General features: G+C 70.0%; 14 protein-coding genes and 1 tRNA gene. 7 read left to right on the top strand and 8 right to left on the bottom strand.

What is annotated here, in order from left to right:
- Positions 1 to 297: 297 nt before the first annotated feature.
- The 4 genes from ACZ67T_RS29450 to ACZ67T_RS29435 all read left to right on the top strand — a co-directional run bounded on the left by ACZ67T_RS29450 (position 298) and on the right by ACZ67T_RS29435 (position 4,434).
- On the top strand, positions 298 to 1,632 hold the full coding sequence (locus ACZ67T_RS29450) for an extracellular solute-binding protein (RefSeq protein WP_469988031.1): 1,335 nt from the start codon (positions 298 to 300) through the stop codon (positions 1,630 to 1,632).
- Positions 1,632 to 2,555, top strand: coding sequence for a carbohydrate ABC transporter permease (locus ACZ67T_RS29445; RefSeq protein ID WP_469988030.1), 924 nt, complete (start codon positions 1,632 to 1,634; stop codon positions 2,553 to 2,555). The genes ACZ67T_RS29450 and ACZ67T_RS29445 overlap by 1 nt, the downstream gene beginning before the upstream one ends.
- Positions 2,552 to 3,463, top strand: coding sequence for a carbohydrate ABC transporter permease (locus tag ACZ67T_RS29440; RefSeq protein ID WP_469988029.1), 912 nt, complete (start codon positions 2,552 to 2,554; stop codon positions 3,461 to 3,463). The genes ACZ67T_RS29445 and ACZ67T_RS29440 overlap by 4 nt, the downstream gene beginning before the upstream one ends.
- 167 nt (positions 3,464 to 3,630) lie before the next feature.
- A complete protein-coding gene (locus ACZ67T_RS29435) occupies positions 3,631 to 4,434 on the top strand; it encodes an SAM-dependent methyltransferase (protein WP_469988028.1) in 804 nt (267 codons plus the stop codon).
- A 270-nt stretch (positions 4,435 to 4,704) separates the two neighbouring features.
- On the opposite strand, the gene ACZ67T_RS29430 is transcribed toward ACZ67T_RS29435, so the two are convergent.
- Together ACZ67T_RS29430 and ACZ67T_RS29425 are read right to left on the bottom strand one after the other, a co-directional pair.
- Positions 4,705 to 5,133: a hypothetical protein gene (locus ACZ67T_RS29430; RefSeq protein ID WP_469988027.1), complete on the bottom strand. Its 429-nt coding sequence runs from the start codon at positions 5,131 to 5,133 to the stop codon at positions 4,705 to 4,707.
- Between the two features lie 308 nt (positions 5,134 to 5,441).
- On the bottom strand, positions 5,442 to 7,256 hold the full coding sequence (locus tag ACZ67T_RS29425) for a flavin-containing monooxygenase (RefSeq protein ID WP_469988026.1): 1,815 nt from the start codon (positions 7,254 to 7,256) through the stop codon (positions 5,442 to 5,444).
- Between the two features lie 174 nt (positions 7,257 to 7,430).
- Here ACZ67T_RS29425 and ACZ67T_RS29420 point away from each other — a divergent pair, with 174 nt between their 5' ends.
- Both ACZ67T_RS29420 and ACZ67T_RS29415 read left to right on the top strand, forming a co-directional pair.
- Positions 7,431 to 8,492 (top strand): SDR family NAD(P)-dependent oxidoreductase, encoded by a 1,062-nt coding sequence (locus tag ACZ67T_RS29420; RefSeq protein WP_469988025.1) that lies wholly within the window; start codon positions 7,431 to 7,433, stop codon positions 8,490 to 8,492.
- Positions 8,493 to 8,717: 225 nt separating this feature from the next.
- Entirely contained in the window at positions 8,718 to 9,746 is a 1,029-nt protein-coding gene (locus ACZ67T_RS29415; protein ID WP_469988024.1) for an SMP-30/gluconolactonase/LRE family protein, read from the top strand.
- Between the two features lie 21 nt (positions 9,747 to 9,767).
- Here the strand turns inward: ACZ67T_RS29415 and ACZ67T_RS29410 are convergent, their stop codons facing one another.
- Positions 9,768 to 10,370: a TetR/AcrR family transcriptional regulator gene (locus ACZ67T_RS29410; protein WP_469988050.1), complete on the bottom strand. Its 603-nt coding sequence runs from the start codon at positions 10,368 to 10,370 to the stop codon at positions 9,768 to 9,770.
- Positions 10,371 to 10,705: 335 nt separating this feature from the next.
- Between ACZ67T_RS29410 and ACZ67T_RS29405 the strand changes: the two genes are divergently transcribed.
- Positions 10,706 to 11,521 carry a DUF899 family protein gene (locus ACZ67T_RS29405; RefSeq protein WP_469988023.1) on the top strand — a complete coding sequence of 272 codons (816 nt, stop codon included), beginning with the start codon at positions 10,706 to 10,708 and terminating at the stop codon, positions 11,519 to 11,521.
- Positions 11,522 to 11,628: 107 nt separating this feature from the next.
- Here the strand turns inward: ACZ67T_RS29405 and ACZ67T_RS29400 are convergent, their stop codons facing one another.
- The 5 genes from ACZ67T_RS29400 to ACZ67T_RS29380 form a co-directional block, all read right to left on the bottom strand.
- The gene (locus ACZ67T_RS29400; protein WP_469988022.1) at positions 11,629 to 12,267 is read right to left on the bottom strand and encodes a hypothetical protein; all 639 of its coding nucleotides are present in this window, start codon (positions 12,265 to 12,267) and stop codon (positions 11,629 to 11,631) included.
- Between the two features lie 45 nt (positions 12,268 to 12,312).
- Positions 12,313 to 12,385 (bottom strand) — tRNA-Ile (locus ACZ67T_RS29395).
- Between the two features lie 185 nt (positions 12,386 to 12,570).
- The gene (locus ACZ67T_RS29390) at positions 12,571 to 13,398 is read right to left on the bottom strand and encodes an ABC transporter permease (protein ID WP_469988021.1); all 828 of its coding nucleotides are present in this window, start codon (positions 13,396 to 13,398) and stop codon (positions 12,571 to 12,573) included.
- On the bottom strand, positions 13,395 to 14,369 hold the full coding sequence (locus ACZ67T_RS29385) for an ABC transporter ATP-binding protein (protein ID WP_469988020.1): 975 nt from the start codon (positions 14,367 to 14,369) through the stop codon (positions 13,395 to 13,397). The genes ACZ67T_RS29390 and ACZ67T_RS29385 overlap by 4 nt, the downstream gene beginning before the upstream one ends.
- The gene (locus tag ACZ67T_RS29380) at positions 14,366 to 15,349 is read right to left on the bottom strand and encodes an ABC transporter substrate-binding protein (protein ID WP_469988019.1); all 984 of its coding nucleotides are present in this window, start codon (positions 15,347 to 15,349) and stop codon (positions 14,366 to 14,368) included. The genes ACZ67T_RS29385 and ACZ67T_RS29380 overlap by 4 nt, the downstream gene beginning before the upstream one ends.
- Positions 15,350 to 15,678 lie beyond the last annotated feature (329 nt).

Raw genomic sequence — 15,678 nt, 5'->3', positions numbered from 1 at the left:
GGATCCATTTGTGACCTGTTCGTGAGCTTTCGTTAGTTTTCGTGAGCCATTCAGTCTTTGTTCGTGATTTGTTCTGGATCTGTTCAGGAGCTGCTTCGGGCCCGCCCCGGCTCTTGTCCGGTCACGAGCCTTCACAATACTTCGTAATTAATTGATAGTTGAGGCCGTCGACAGCATCGGTGCTCACCGCGGCGCGCCCGCCACCACCGACTCGAAGGTGAGCCCGAGCCGATGCACGACAGACCGCGCTCCAGTTCCGGACCGGAGCGCGGCCCAAGGCACTGACAAGGAGGTTGGATGCCCTCTCGGAGGAAAATCCTGGCGTGGGGCGCCGCGGCCGCCGCCGTCGCGCCCGCCCTCGCCGCCTGCGGCGAGTCACCGGGCGCCGCCCGCCTCAGCGCGGAGACCCGGCGCCGCCCCGGCGGGAAGGTCCAGCTCGCCCTGTGGACCTGGGTCCCGTTGCAGAAGTCCGTCGACCTCTGGAACCGGACCCACCCGGACGTCCAGGTCCAGGTGCAGATCGTCCCGGCTAACACGTCCGGCGGCTACCAGAAGATGCACTCGGCGCTGAAGGCGGGCAATCCGCCGGACCTGGCGCAGGTCGAGTACTACGCGCTGCCCGAGTTCATGCTCGTCAACGGCCTCACGGACCTCAGCAGGTACGGCGCCGACAAGCTCAAGAAGTCGTACGTCGACTGGCAGTGGAACCAGGGTGTCTTCGGCGGCCGCACATACGCGATCCCGCAGGCCTCGGGACCGATGGGCCTCTATTACCGCAAGGATCTCTACGAGCGCTGGGACGTCGAAGTCCCGGGCACCTGGGACGAGTTCCGGCAGGCCGCCCGCGCCATCAAGAAGCGCGGGGCGGGGGCGAAGATCTGCTCGTTCAACCCGTCCGGCGGCTCCTGGTTCTCCACCGCCGTCTGGCAGCGCGGCGCCCACTGGATCCGCACCGACCCTCAGACCGACACGTGGATCGTCGACATCGACGGCGAGCAGTCACTCGATGTCGCGGACTACTGGGACGGGCTGATCCGGGAGGACCTCGTCGCGATCATGCCGGACACCCAGGCCCCCTGGTACCGGGACATTCAGACGGGCCGGCTGGCGAGCTGGCTCTCGGCCCAGTGGGGCGACGCGCTGCTGCGCGGCAACGCACCCGGTACCAAGGGAAAGTGGCGCGTCACGGAACTGCCCCAGTGGACGGCGGGCGCCCACGCCTCCAGCAACTACGGCGGCTCGTCCACCGCGGTCCTGCAGGGCACCCGGTATCCCGTCGAGGCCCTGGAGTTCGCGCACTGGCTGAACACCGACCCGCGCAGCATCGACCTGCTGGTCGCCGCCGGGTACGGCTGGCCCGCGGCCAAGATCGATCTGAAGAAGACGGCCCTCGGCAAGCCGGACCCGTTCTTCGGCGGCCAGGTATACAACGAGGTGTTCCAGGAGTCCGACCGCAATGTCGACACCTCCTGGCAGTGGTCGCCGACGACGACCCAGTCCTTCGCACACATCCAGGACGCGATGGCCCGCGCGGTCGCCACCGGGGGCACCCTCGTGGGCGCCCTCAAGGAGGCGCAGGGCCGGGTCGTCGACGACCTACGGGCCAAGGGACTCAAGGCGAGGAGCGCATGATGACGACCACCACTCCCGCGCGGGCCGCGAAAAGCCGCTCGTCCCGCCCCGACCGCGCCGCCTGGGCATTCCTCGGCCCCTTCCTCGCGATCTTCGCCTTCGTCTTCGTCGTGCCGATCGGCTACGCGGTCTACCAGAGCCTGCTCAAGGTCGACCGGCACGGCCCGATGGGCCTCGGCGCACCCACGGTCGGCTTCGCCGGCCTCAACAACTACGTCCTGGCACTCCAACAGACCGCGTTCCTCGAGTCGTTCGGCCGCGTGCTGCTCTTCGGCATCGTGCAGGTGCCGCTGATGCTGTTCCTGGCCACGGCCCTGGCGCTGATGCTGGAGCAGGTCGGGCGCCGCTGGTCGGGGATTCTGCGCGCCTCGTTCTTCCTGCCGTACGGCGTCCCGGGTGTCATCGCCACCATCCTGTGGGGCTTCCTCTACGTCCCCGGAATCAGCCCGATCACCGACGTCCTGGGTCCCGCCGCCCCCGACTTCCTCGGCTACCACAGCGTGCTGTGGTCGATCGCGAACATCGTGATCTGGGAGTTCGCGGGCTACAACATGCTGATCATCGTCGCCCAGCTGAAGTCCATCCCGCAGGAGCTGTACGAGGCGGCGCAGATCGACGGGGCCGGTCCCCTGCAGACGGCCCTGCACATCAAGCTCCCGCTGATCCGCCCGGCTCTCGTCCTCACCTGCGTGTTCTCGATCATCGGCACGCTGCAGCTGTTCGCCGAGCCGCTCGTCATCAAGCTGCAGGCGCCCGCTGTCACGAACGACTACACGCCGAACCTCAGCGCGTACAACGACGCCTTCGCCAACGCCAACCTCTATCTCGCCGCCGCGAAGTCCGTGATCCTCGCCCTCGTCGCCTGCGCCCTGTCGTTCACGTTCCTCAGCCTGGTCAACCGCAAGGAAAGGAGCGGACGTTGAGCGTCACGACCACGGACCTCCCCAGGGTCGAAGCGGCACCCGCCCCCGCCACTCCGGCCACGCCCCGCCGCACCCTGCGCCCCGGCCGGATCTTGCTGATCGCCTCGCTCGCGGTCGCCGCCTGCTACTTCCTGCTGCCGGTGTACTGGCTCGTCATCGCGGCCACGAAGTCCACCGACCGGGTCTTCGGCAGCTCCGGCCTCTGGTTCGACCACGCCCAGCTGCTGCACAACCTGACCAAGGTGTTCACCTACGACGACCACGTCTACGTCCGCTGGGTGCTCAACTCCGCGCTGTACGCCGGGGTCGGCGCGGCCGTGGCGACGCTGCTCGCCGCCGCGGCGGGGTTCGCACTCGCCAAGTACCGCTTCGCGGGCCGGGAGGCGGTCTTCAAGACGATCCTTGCCGGGGTGCTGCTCCCCCAGAGCACGCTCGCGCTCCCCCTCTATCTCGTGTTCAGCAGGATCGGTCTGGTCGACACTTACTGGGCGGTCCTGCTGCCCAGCCTCGCCTCACCCTTCGGCGTCTACCTCTGCCGGATCTACGCCGATTCGGCGGTGCCGGACACACTTCTGGAGGCCGCCCGGGTGGACGGGGCGCGCGAGGGCCGGATCTTCTTCCGGCTCGTGCTGCGCATCATGTCGCCCGCCCTGGTCACGGTCTTCCTGTTCCAGTTCGTCGGCATCTGGAACAACTACTTCCTGCCGCTGGTGATGCTCTCCGACGACCGGAAGTACCCGGTCACCCTCGGCCTCACCACGTGGAAGACGGCGGCCGACCGGGTGCCGGAACTCATGCAGTACACCATCGGCGGCGCCTTCGTCTCCGTCATCCCGCTCGCCGTGGCAATGCTCGTGCTGCAGCGGTACTGGCGGACGGGCATGACCGAGGGAAGCGTCAAGGAGTAGGGAACCACCCCGGACCGGCAACCAAGGACTCCTTCCGCCCCTGCGCCGCCGCACTCTCGGCGACGGAGGCGCATTCGTTGATCGGTGACGGCACGTCAACTAGTGTCACATGCATGGTCGTTGATGTGGCAAGCTGAGGAGATCATCGAGGCCGGGAGGGGCTCAGCGTGAGACAGGACGGCTTCCACGCCGGGAGCATCGACACCAGCAGGCCGCATCCCGCCCGGATCTACGACTACCTGCTCGGCGGCAAGGACAACTACGAGGTGGACCAGCGGGCCGGTGACGAACTCGCGGCCGCCGCGCCCGAGGTACGCATCGGCCTGCGGGCCAACCGCGCCTTCCTCGGGCGCGCCGTCCGGCACGTCGTGGACAGCGGCGTCCGCCAGATCCTCGACATCGGCACGGGCCTGCCCACATCACCGAACGTGCACGAGACCGCCCACGCTGTCGCGCCGGACGTGAGGGTCGCGTACGTCGACAACGATCCGATCGTGAGCGCGCACGCGGGCGCCCTGCTCAGCGGCTCCCGGAGCACCGGCGTCGTCCTGGCCGACCTGCGCGACCCGCGCTCCATCGTGGACCACCCGGGCGTCCGCCAGGTCATCGACTTCGACGAGCCGGTCGCCCTGCTCCTCGTCGCCGTCCTGCACTTCCTCACCGACGCGGACGAGCCCGAGCGGATCGTCTCCACCTTGCGCGACGCCCTGGCGCCCGGCAGCTTCCTCGTCCTCTCACACGCCACGGGCGACTTCGCCGACCGCAGCGCGGCACAGGCCGTGTACACCAAGGCCACGGCCAGCTTGAACCTGCGGTCCCGGCCCGCGGTCGAGCGCTTCTTCACCGGCTTCGAACTGGTCGAACCCGGCCTGTCCCAGGCCCCGTTCTGGCGCCCGGACATCCCGCCGCCCGCCGGGTCCGAGGAGATCGGGTTCTACGGGGGCGTGGGCCGCAAGACCGGCTCCCGGTGAGCGGTCACCTAAGTCACCCGCTCCCACTGGTGCATGACCCCATCGCAACCGTCCGCAACCGTCGCCGCTGGCGCCACCGCCGAGGCAGCATGTCGATCCTCCCGAACGCCATCGTTCAGCGTGCCGGCTGGGCGACGGCGTTGCCGGCCCGGTCAGACCGTGACGGGGTTGAGGAAGCCGTGGTGCGGCGGCCGGCGCGCGACTGCCGCTATGAGCCGAGCTTCGGCAAGCGCGTCGGCCACGCCTCTTCGGCAACCGGCCCAAGGCTGCTCAGGCCGAGTTCTCGCCGGGGACCGGAAGCGGCTGCCGCCAAGGCGTGGATGTGTCGATCTCTGGTGCCTTTCCGCAGATTGACTGCGCCGTGCTCCTCGCTTCCGCGGAGGTGGGAACGGAGACGCCGAGAAAGCTGACGGGAGCAGCGGAAGAGGTCCGCAGTTCGACACACACGACCGGTCTGCCGGACCGTATGGCCACGAAATCCATCCCGGCTTCGTGGCTGCGCGTGCCGATACACCAGGTCCCTGGGATCCATACGCCTCTCTGCGGCACACCGCGCAGAGCCCGCCACCAGTCGGGTTCCACGGTCACCCGGATCACCGCGGTCAGCGGCGCGCGCACATTGCCGTGGCGGGCGGCGGCCTTTTCCCGCCATGACAGACGCACGACCAAGTCATCGCCATCAACGAGAATCCGCGCCATCGTCTGAATCCTCCTTCCCACCTTGGGTTACGGAGGCCGCTGCCCGTCCTGGGCTACGGAGGCCACTGGATATCGGTTGATCTCGGGGACTGCCTCCTCACCGGAATCGAGGAGCACCGCGTACGCCGCCGGGCGACTCCCCGTCTCGCCAACTTCACGTGCACCCCGAGTACCCGGCCTTCACACCGCCAACCACTACACAGGCAACGCCAGAACCCACCCGGTACCGGCAAAAGCCCCCGAACAGCAGCAAGCGCAACCCGCGCGGTGCACCGGTAGGGGCGCCGCCGCCCCTACCGGTCGACGCATCAGACCGAGGCGGTGGCCTTGGCCTGGAGCACCTCGGCGATGTTCTCCGCCCGCCAGCGGCGCAGGAGGTCGTGGAATGCGACGGCACCGTGCGGGAAGGCGGCAGGACCGTTGGGGCGGCCGCGGCCCTCGCGGTTGTAGTAACCAGGGGTGCACTCGGCGTGGAACCACTCGTGGTCGGGGGCACCCTTGGTGCAGACGTCGATCCAGGTGGCCTCGGCCTCGGGGGTGGGCTCCACGACGGCGCTCCTCTCCTCCGCGGCGGTGACCAGGGCGGCGGCGTGCGCGGCCTGCTCGTCCAGGATGTGGGTGAAGTTCACACTGCTGGCGTTCTGCAGCGAGCCCATCTGGATCAGGTTCGGGAACCCGTTGCTGGTGAAGCCGTGCAGGGTGCGTGGGCCCTGCTGAGCCCGCGCGTGCAGGAGCTGAACGCCGCCCCGGCCGGTCACGGGCAGGTTCCCCGAGGTGATGCCGGAAACTCCCACGGAAAACCCGGTGGCGAACACCAGGCAGTCGACCTCGTACTCCACCCCGCCGACGACAACTCCGCGCTCCGTCATGCGCTCGATGCCATGAGTGTCGGCGGTGTCCACGAGAGTGACGTTGTCCCGGTTGAACGCGCGCAGGTACATGTCGGAGAACGTGGGGCGCTTGCAGGCGTACCGGTACCAGGGCTGGAGGGCCGCGGCCGTGGCGGGGTCGGTGACCTCTGCGGCCACCCGCTCGCGGACCTGGTTCATCGTGGCGTGGTCGGCGGCCTCGTAGGCGGCTTCGAAGTCCGGCTCGCCGTCGCGGCGGAAGCTGGGCAGGAGCTTCTCCAGCAGGCCGGCCGACTGCGTCCAGCGGTCGGCGACCAGGTCCTGCCCAGCATCCTCCCCGGAGACGATCCGCAGGAAGTTCTCCCGGCGTTCGGCCGCCCATCCCGGGCGGTCCGCGCCGACGTCCTGCGGTGTCATGCGCCGCTGACCGCGCACGTCCACGGCGGAGGGGGTGCGCTGGAAGACGTACACATGCCCGGCGTCCTCGGCCAGCATCGGGATGACCTGCACGCCGGTGGCTCCGGTGCCGACGACCGCGACCCTCTTGCCGGCCAGGCCCGTCATGCCTCCCTCGGGACCGCCGCCGGTGTATCCGTAGTCCCAGCGGGAGGTGTGGAAGGTGTGGCCTCGATAGTCCTCGATGCCGGGGATTCCGGGCAGCTTGGGCTCCGTGAGAGTGCCCGTCGCCGTGATGACGTAGGTGGCGCGGAACTTGTCGCCGCGATCGGTGGCGACCACCCATTGCTGGGCACTCTCGTGCCAGGCCAGGGAGGTGACGGCGGTGGAGAAGAGGGCGTCCTCGTACAGGCCGAACTGCTCGGCGATGCGCACCGCGTGCCGGCGGATCTCCTCTCCCGGCGCGTACTTCCACTCGGGCACGTATCCGGTCTCGTCGAGCATCGGCAGGTAGACGTGCGACTCGACGTCGCAGTGGATGCCCGGGTAGCGGTTCCAGTACCAAGTGCCTCCGAAGTCACCGCCCTTGTCGATGACGCGCACGCGAGCGACGCCCTGGCCGCGCAGGCGCGCGCCCGCCAGGATCCCGCCGAAGCCGCCACCGACGATCGCGACGTCCACCACGTCGTGCAGGGGCTCGCGCTCCGCCACCTCGTCGACGTACGGATCGGCGGCGAAGCAGCCGAACTCCGCAACCGTGGACCGGTATTGGCCCGGGCCTTCGGGACGCACGCGGCGCTCCCGCTCGACGCGATAGCGCTCGCGCAGGTCAGCGGTCTCCTGCGGGGTGGGCGGGGTGTCGCACTGAGGCAGTGCCATGTGGCGGATTCCTCTCGTGGGGGGAGGTACGCAAGTCGCCGCGCGGGACGGGGCGGTGGGGCGTCCCGCGAGGACACCGGTACCGTAACCCAAGAACCGGACAGTGCTGTCCGGTTGCGGTGCGGGTCTGTCTCACACAGCCCCGCCCCAGCCCCACGACACGAAGGGCCCGCGATGTCGAACCTCACCCCCGCTTCCCCTCTGCGCGACTGGCTGGCGGATCACGCCGCCGGGCAGGTCCTGCGCGGTCTGCTGGCCTCCGCGGGCCAGAGCGAGCAGGCCCTGGCCCCCGCCCTCGGCCTGCCGCTGGAGCAGCTTGTGAAGATGTCCGGCGGGAAGTTCCCGCCGGAGCTCGTGGATTCCCTGGTCACCGCCGCGGCGACCGGCCGGGTGCCCGAGGGCCTGCCCACCGCTCCCCCGGCCGGTACCGCGGCGGCCGTGGAGCCGGACCTGGGCGTCGAGATCGCCGCCCAGGAACCGTGGACCGAACAGGTCTCGCCCGGTCGCTTCAGCGGCCAGACCGTCGTCGTCACCGGTGCCGCCTCCGGCATCGGCAAGGCCGTCGCGTCGCGCATCGTGCGCGAGGGCGGCCGCGTGATCGCCGTCGACGTCTCCGCCGACGGCCTCACGGCCCTGGCCGCCCGCCTCGGCGAGGCGGTCGTGCCCCTCACCGCCGACATCACCGCGCCCGCGTCCGCCGACGCCGTCCTGGCCGCCGCGGGCGGTCGCGTGGACGCCTTGGCGAACGTCGCCGGCGTGATGGACGACGACGCCGCCGTGCACGAGGTCGCCGACACCGTCTGGGACCGCGTCATGCGCATCAACGTCGACGGCCCCATGCGCCTGATGCGCGCCGTCGTGCCCGGCATGCTCGCCGCCGGCGGCGGCCGGATCGTCAACATCGTCTCCGAGGCCGCTCTGCGCGGCTCGGCCGCCGGTGCCGCCTACACCACCTCCAAGCACGCGCTGGTGGGCCTGACGAAGTCTTCGGCCTACCAGTACTCAGGCACCGGCGTGCAGGTCAACGCCGTCGCCCCGGGCGCGGTGGCCACCGGAATCCACGTCCCCGACCCTGCCCCCTACGGCTCGGCCCGCACCGCCAAGATGCGCGTCGCGATCCCCGGCCTCGCCATGGCCGAGGAGCTGGCCGCCTCGATCACGTTCCTGCTCAGCAAGGACGCGGTGAACATCAACGGCGCGATACTGCCCTCCGACGGCGGCTGGTCGGCCGTCTGACAGCTGTCCGGTCGTAACCGCCGTGGCAACCCGCCCCGGCGCGGGGGACTTTCCCCCGCGCACCAGCCACCGGTCACCGTTCACCCGCCACTGGCCACCCCCACGCGAAAACCCCGTTCCCGACGCGCCGGACGCGCATCCGACGCCCCCGGCCCCACTGCCGGGAGCACGTCCTGCATGCCACGTCGTCCGTACCGCCCGGCGAGAGACAGGAGCACACACCCCATGACCATGTCCCGCATGCCCCGCGCCCTGGCAGGTCTGGCCGCCTTCGGCCTCCTGGCACTGACCGGCTGCGGCACCCAGACCGACACCCCGGCCTCGAAGCCCGCGTCGCCCGGCGAGGGCAGAAGCATCAGTGCCACCCAGCTCACGCACGTGACCGACGTGCACGAGGCCACCGGCATGACTCTCCTGGAGAGCCCGGTCCTGTACGAGGACGGCCGCATGTACGTCGTGGACGTCACCGCACCCGCGGGTGAGCCCAAGCTCATGTCCGTCGATGTGACCACCGGTGAGCACGAGGGCGTCTACACCGACAGGACCGGCGCCTACACCTCCGCCCAGACAAGCCCGCACGACGGGCGCCTGTACCTGACCGACTTCGCCACCGGTTCGATCGTCAGCCTCGCGCCGGACGGTTCGGATCCGCGCACGTTCTTCTCCGGTACGGTCGACGGCTCCAAGATGACCCCTGACGACATCGCGTTCGACGACGAGGGCAATCTGTACGTGAGCGACGCGCACGGCACGGAGCCGGACCAGACCGACGGCCGCGTCGTGCGCATCGACCGCGACGGCACGAAGAGCAGCGTCCTGGCCGACGGGCTCGCCCAGCCGAACGGCGTCATGTTCGACCCCGGCCTGCGCGGCTTGTGGATCAGTGAGCTCGCCGAGGACACCATCTCCTACCTGCTGCTCGATGCCGGCAAGACCGCTGTGGCCTCGCAGCACGAGGCCATCCATGTCGACGGCGGCCTGGCCCAGACGGACTCCATCGCCGTGGACGCCGACGGCAACCTCTACCAGGCCCTGCACGGCCGACCCGCGATCGCCGTCTACAGCAAGTACGGGGCACGTCTCGCCACCGTGGAGATCCCCGCCGGGCAAGCCGGGGGTCTGAAGTCGGCGACCAACGTCGCGATCGCTCCCGACGGCACGAAGGCCTACACGACCGTCAGCGGCCCCGACGGCGGGTACGTCTTCACGTTCACCGCACTGGCCAAGGGCATCCGCCAGTCCAACGGCGGCTGACGATCACACGTCCGCGCCCCCTCACACGTCCACAACCGCCTCGCAGGGCCGCAACGGTCCCACCTCGACGTCGAGCAGCTGCCAGGCCGCCAGCGCGACGCGCTCCCGTTCCGCCGGGGTGGGGCCGACGACGGCGCCGGAGACCATCGCGACGGCGAGCATGACGTCGTCGGCGGACAGACGATGCCCCGCGGGCAGGCACTGGGCCAGGACCCTGCGGACGCGCTCGGCCAGCGCGCGGGCCTGGTCGCCGTCCCCGCGCACGCGCAGCAGGTCGACGAATGCCGTCGAGCGGGTCAGGTGCCAAGTGACCACGCCCAGAACACCCTTGAGACTCGCGCCCGGCTCGGCGCCGGCCCGCTCGATCTGCCGGACGTTCTCGTCCAGAACGGCGGAGGCCAGTGCGAAGCGGTCGGCGAAGTGCCGGTAGAGACTGCCCTGCCCCACCCCTGCGCGGCGTGCGACGGCGGACAGCGGGGCGTTCAGGCCCTGCTCGGCGAAGACCTCGCGGGCGGCGGCGATGAGAGCGGAACGGTTGCGAGCCGCGACCCGCCGCCCCTGATTGGCCGGGCGGCCCCGGCCGACGGAGCCGCTGCGATCGGAACTCGCGCGGCCGCCCCGCACCACGGCCGAGCCCCGCGCGGCCGGCTGCGGGTCCTGGGGCTCGCTGGGCTTCGTCACCTTGGCAGCGTAGTACGAGCGCAGGGCGCAGCCTCCCGGCAGCTCACCCGCCGCCACCACGCTTTTCGCAGATCAGAGCCCGCCCGCGGAGCGCGGACAACACAGCCCCGCCCACTCTCGGGCCGAGTCGGTGAACTTGTCCGCCCGATGCGGTCCGTGCAGGCTCGGCCGAGGGAGCCCCCTCCCGCGATGAGTTCCGGCCGCGTCACGAGTCTGTTCTGGTGACCGTCGTGCACCGCGTACGACGCTGCCCGGGACGAGATACCACGGAGGACACCATGACGACCCCGCCGAGTGACCCGCCCAGCTCACTGCCCGGCCGCCCGCCCGTCGTCGACCTGGCCGCCTGGCAGGCCGCGCGTGACGAGCTGCTGATCCGCGAGAAGGCCCACACCCGCGAGGGCGACGCCATCGCCGCGGCCCGGCGCCGGCTGCCGATGGTGGAGTGCGACGGGAAGGTCGAGGTCGTCGGACCCGACGGCCCGGTCCCGTTCCTGGACCTCTTCCAGGGCCGCGACGAGCTCGTGGTCTACAAGCACATGTGGTACGACGGCGCGCCGCCGCAGGGCCAGTGCGAGGGCTGCACCACCACGGCCTGGTCCATGCAGGACGCCGTCTACCTCAACGCCCGCGGCGTCTCGTTCGCCATCCTGACCACGGGCCCGTGGGACGAGGTGGCCTCCTTCGTCGAGTTCATGGGATACACCCAGCCCTGGTACTCGGTGCGCAACGTGGAGGAGCCGGTCGGCGGAGCAATGGGGTACGTCACCTGCTTCCTGCGTGACGGCGATCGCGTGTTCCTCACCTACTCGACGACCGGCCGGGGCAACGAGCGGGTCAACGGGTCGCTCGGCCTGCTCGACATGACGCCCTACGGCCGCCGCGAGGGGTGGGAGGACAACCCCGCTGGCTGGCCGGAGGCCGCTGAGGCCGGGGCACCGGTGGGCGGGCACGGCGCGCAGATCTGCTGGTACTGGCGCACGGACGCCGACGGTGTCGCCTCCTGGGGCCCGAACAGCCGCCCCGCACCGCAGTGGACCCGCCCCGACGCGACTCCTGTGGAGACACTCGGCCGGCACGGCCAACACCACTGACGCGGCGAGGACCTGGCCAATGGCCGTAGTGGTCGCGACCCGCCCCGGAAGCGGACCGCACGATGACCCGGACACCATTGCCGACGCCGTCGATAGGAGCAGACGCCTCAGCGCTTCGAAGCGGACACCGTCCACACGTTGGTCGCCCCCAGGACGGCATGCATCGAGAACGTGTCGTCGAAGGGGATCTCGGCGTCGTTGGTGATCTCCTCGACCTCCAGCACCTCGCCCCGGCTGAAGGTGCCGGCTGTGATCCAGTACTGGGGATGCGGTGTGAAGACCAGCTTCGCACCGGGGACCGCCTGCGCCGCGAAGACCGGGGAGCCGTCCATGCCGATGCCGACCGAGGCGGTGTCGTCCGGCACGGCGGGAAGGACCTGGATACCGAGGCCACCCAGGGGGGTGGCACTGCCCGGGGCAGGCACGAACCCGTAGCTTCCGTTGTCGAAGTCGAAGCCGGTCTGGTTCTGGAGCTCGTCGTCAGGGTCGGCCGCCACGTGTTCCCGGTCCATGAACGGGATGCCGCTCATGAGCGGGCCGGTCAGCGCCCAGACGAAGCTGTAGTTGACGGTCCAGTCGAAGGTGAACGTTCTGCCCGGACGGGCGGGCGCGGTCAGCCAGGCGAGCGACAGCGCGGCCGGGACGCCGAGGCCGGCCGTCTTCTGGAACAGGCAGATGTCCTGGAACTGCGTCGAGTTGTTCGTGACCGTCAGGGTGTACTGCGTCGTCTCCGCGACGGCAGGCACGGCGAGGGCGCCGGCGCACGCGGCGCCGGCGCCGAGGAAGTGCCGTGGCGGAAACAGGATGTGAACCTGCGACCTCTGAGCCATCAGCCCGGCGAGCCACCGAGCTGCTCCACCCCGCGTGGTGCATACGACTCCGCGCCATGGCAGTGAGTGCGTTGACCACCCCCGGTCTCGGGCAATCACCTTGGTCGTCCGCAACGTTCAGGGCGGCCGTGTGCCGCTGAGCACGAACTTTGGGCCGCGGAACTCTGCGGCGCTTCTGTCGCTCCGAGGCATCTCGGCACCACGGCCCGTCGCCTCATGTCACACCTTGACCCCGTACTTGCGCAGCGCCCGCCCCGCGACGACCCGCAGCAACCGGTCGTAGACGAATCCCAGCGTCCCGAGGGTCAGGATGCCGACGAAGACCCAGTCGATGCGCCCGTAGTTGCGCGATGTCCAGATCAGGGAGCCGAGGCCGACCTGGGAGGCGACGATCTCGGCCGAGACGATGGTCAGGAAGCTGTTGCCCATGGCGAGGCGGGCTCCCGTCACGATGTGCGGGACGGTGGACGGCAGAACGATCCGCTGCAGAATCTGCCGGCGGCTCGCGCCCAGGCTGGCAGCGGCGCGCAGCTTGGACTCGTTGACGGCCATCACACCCGCGCTGGTGTTGAGGGTGACGATGAAGACGGCCGTGTAGAAGATGAGCACCACCTTCGAGGATTCACCGATGCCCAGCCACACCACCGCCAGGGTCACGAAGGCGATCGGCGGGATGAAGCGGAAGAACTCGATGTAGGGCTCGAGGAGTTGACGGACCGGCCTGAACTTTCCGACGAGGAGGCCGACCGGCACGCCGACAACGATGCCGAGACCCCAGCCGATCAGGATGCGCCGGCTGGACGCGATCATCGACTTGACCAGGGTGCCGTCGCTCAAAAGCTCGCGCGCGGCCGACGCCGTGGCCTTCGGCGAGGCCAGCAGGGACGGGCCGTACCTCATGGCGAGGAGTTGCCAGACTCCGACGCCGATGACGACGGAGACGGTGTAGAGGCCGAGGGTCCGCAGCCTGCGCATGCCTGCCCCGGCCGTGCGACGGGTACGCGTTGCCTGCGGGGTGGTGGCGGTGTCATTCGTGACGACGGTCATGCGCCCTGCTCCTTCTCGGCCTCGTACTCGTCCTTGTCCTGCTCCTCGTACTCGTCCTCGTCCTCGTCCTCGTCGAGGCCTTGGTCCCGCATCGCCTTGCGGACCTCTTCGGCGATGTCCCGGCGCAGCGTACGGCGCAACTCGACGGCCGCGGGGTCGGTTTCGTCGCGGGGCCGGTCCAGGTCCACCTCGTACACGGACTTGATCGACGCCGCGGGTCCCGCGGTCATGACGGCGACCCGGTCGGCGAGGAGGATCGCCTCGTCGATGTCGTGGGTGACGAACACGACGGTGCAGCCGGAGGTCCGCCAGATACGGTCCGTCTCCCGCTGCAGTACCTGCCGGGTCTGCGCGTCGAGTGCCCCGAACGGCTCGTCCATGAGGATCACGCTCGGCTCGTTGGCCAGGACGCGTGCGATCTGCACGCGCTGGCGCATGCCGCCGCTGAGCTGGTCGGGGAACCGGTCGGCGCAGTGGCGCAGGCCGACCAGTGACAGGAACTCTTCGGCCAGGTGCGCCTGTTCGGCCCGTGACCTGCCGCGCATGCGCGGGCCGAAGGCGACGTTCTGGCTCACGGTCAGCCAGTCGAAGAGGGCTTCACTGCTCTGGAAGACCATCCCCAGTTCGGGGTCGGGAGCGGTGATCGGTACGGCGTCGGCGGTGAGCGCGCCCTCGCTCACTGGGACGAACCCGGCCATGGCGGAGAGCAGGGTGGACTTGCCGCAGCCGCTCGGGCCGAGCAGGCAGAGGAACTCACCGGCCTTGATGTCGAGGTTGATGCCGCTGACGGCCCGGAAGGAGCCGAAGCGGATGCCGACGCCGTCGGCGCGCAGGGCCGCGCCTCGTCCGGTTCCCCTGCCGCTTCGCGCTCCGCTCGGCCCCCTGCCGCCGGGCGCGAGTCGGGTCTCTCCGGTCTCCCGGGTCTGTCCGGTCTGCTCTGCCTGCCCGGTCTTGGTCACGGCCCTCGTCATCGGGATCCCTTCGTGTGCTCGGGCAGCCATCCGTCCAGTACAGCCTGGGCCACGTCCGGTGCGGACTTGACGTTGCCGGTGCTCACGTAGAACGCGGCGGTGTCGTGGTACGCCTTCAGGTCCGCGGCGGTGAAGTCGCGGACGCCGAAATCGATGTCCTTGATCGCGTTCACGGTCTGTTCCGTCGGGACCTTGGCCGCGTCCTTGGTCGCCTTGGCCGCGGCGTCCGGATCCCGCTCGGTGCGCCGGGCCGCCTCGGCGAGGGCGCCTGCGACCTTCGCGGCGGTGTCGGAATTGGCCTTGAGCCAGGGCGAGGTGCCCAGGAGCCACTGCTGATACGACAGGCCGTAGTCGCCGGTGGTCTCCAGGACCTTCGCGCCCAGCTCTACGCCCTTGTCGGGCCAGGGCGCCCACAGGACGTACGCATCGGCATCGCCCTTCTTGGCCAGCGCCGGGATCTCGGCCGGATCGGCGGTGACGAAGTCGACCGAGCCGCGTGCGATGCCCTTCGATTCCAGGAACCTGGTCGCCGCCAGTTCGGACAGGCCGGGTACGACGGCCATCTTCCGTATTCCGGCCGGGGACTTCACGTGCGGACCGAGCACGACTTTCAGGTATGCGCCGGAGTTCTCGTACACGAGCAGCGAGCGAAGGCCGGGGCTCTGACCGAGCACGCCGATGGTGGTGGTGTCGGAGTTCGCGGCCATCTGCACCTGGCCGGCCGTGAGAGCGTCGACGCCCTCACCGCCCTTGGCGAACTGGACCAGGTCGACGTTGACTCCGTGCTTGGCCCACAGTCCCTGGTCGTCGGCCAGGAAGAACGGCGCGAAGGAGGCATCGACGCCTACGGCTATGCGCACCGTCGGCCCCGGTACCGCACCGTCGCCGGTGTCGGAGTCGGTGGTGCCCGCGATGCAGGCGGTCAGCGGCAGCAGAGAAGCGATGAGCAGAGCGGGTCGGCGGGCCGACGGAAGTCGCATGAGCGGCGTAAGTCTCGTCGCCCACGTGAGCCTCGTGGTCCGCGTAGATCTAGTGAGCCGTGTACGTCGCGTACGGGACGGTCGCTGCATGGGCACCTCTGAAGGGGACGCGTCGGGACGGATCGTCTGAGCAGGTCGTCGGGGTGCGGGCCCGCGAGTCGGCGCAATGTACTGCGCGGCCGTCGGCCGATGCGCGCGCAGCGGTCCGCTGACCGGGACGCCGCCTCGGTCTCCGTGGACCCGGTTTCGCGCCGGTGTCCCGCCTGCCGGACCGACCCGATTGAAGCGCCGCCCTGTCGTCCGTACGCTCCGTCGATCCCCGGGCCACT

The sequence above is a fragment of the Streptomyces sp. NPDC107517 genome (genome assembly GCF_055582645.1).
This window is presented reverse-complemented; position numbering and strand designations above follow the sequence as displayed.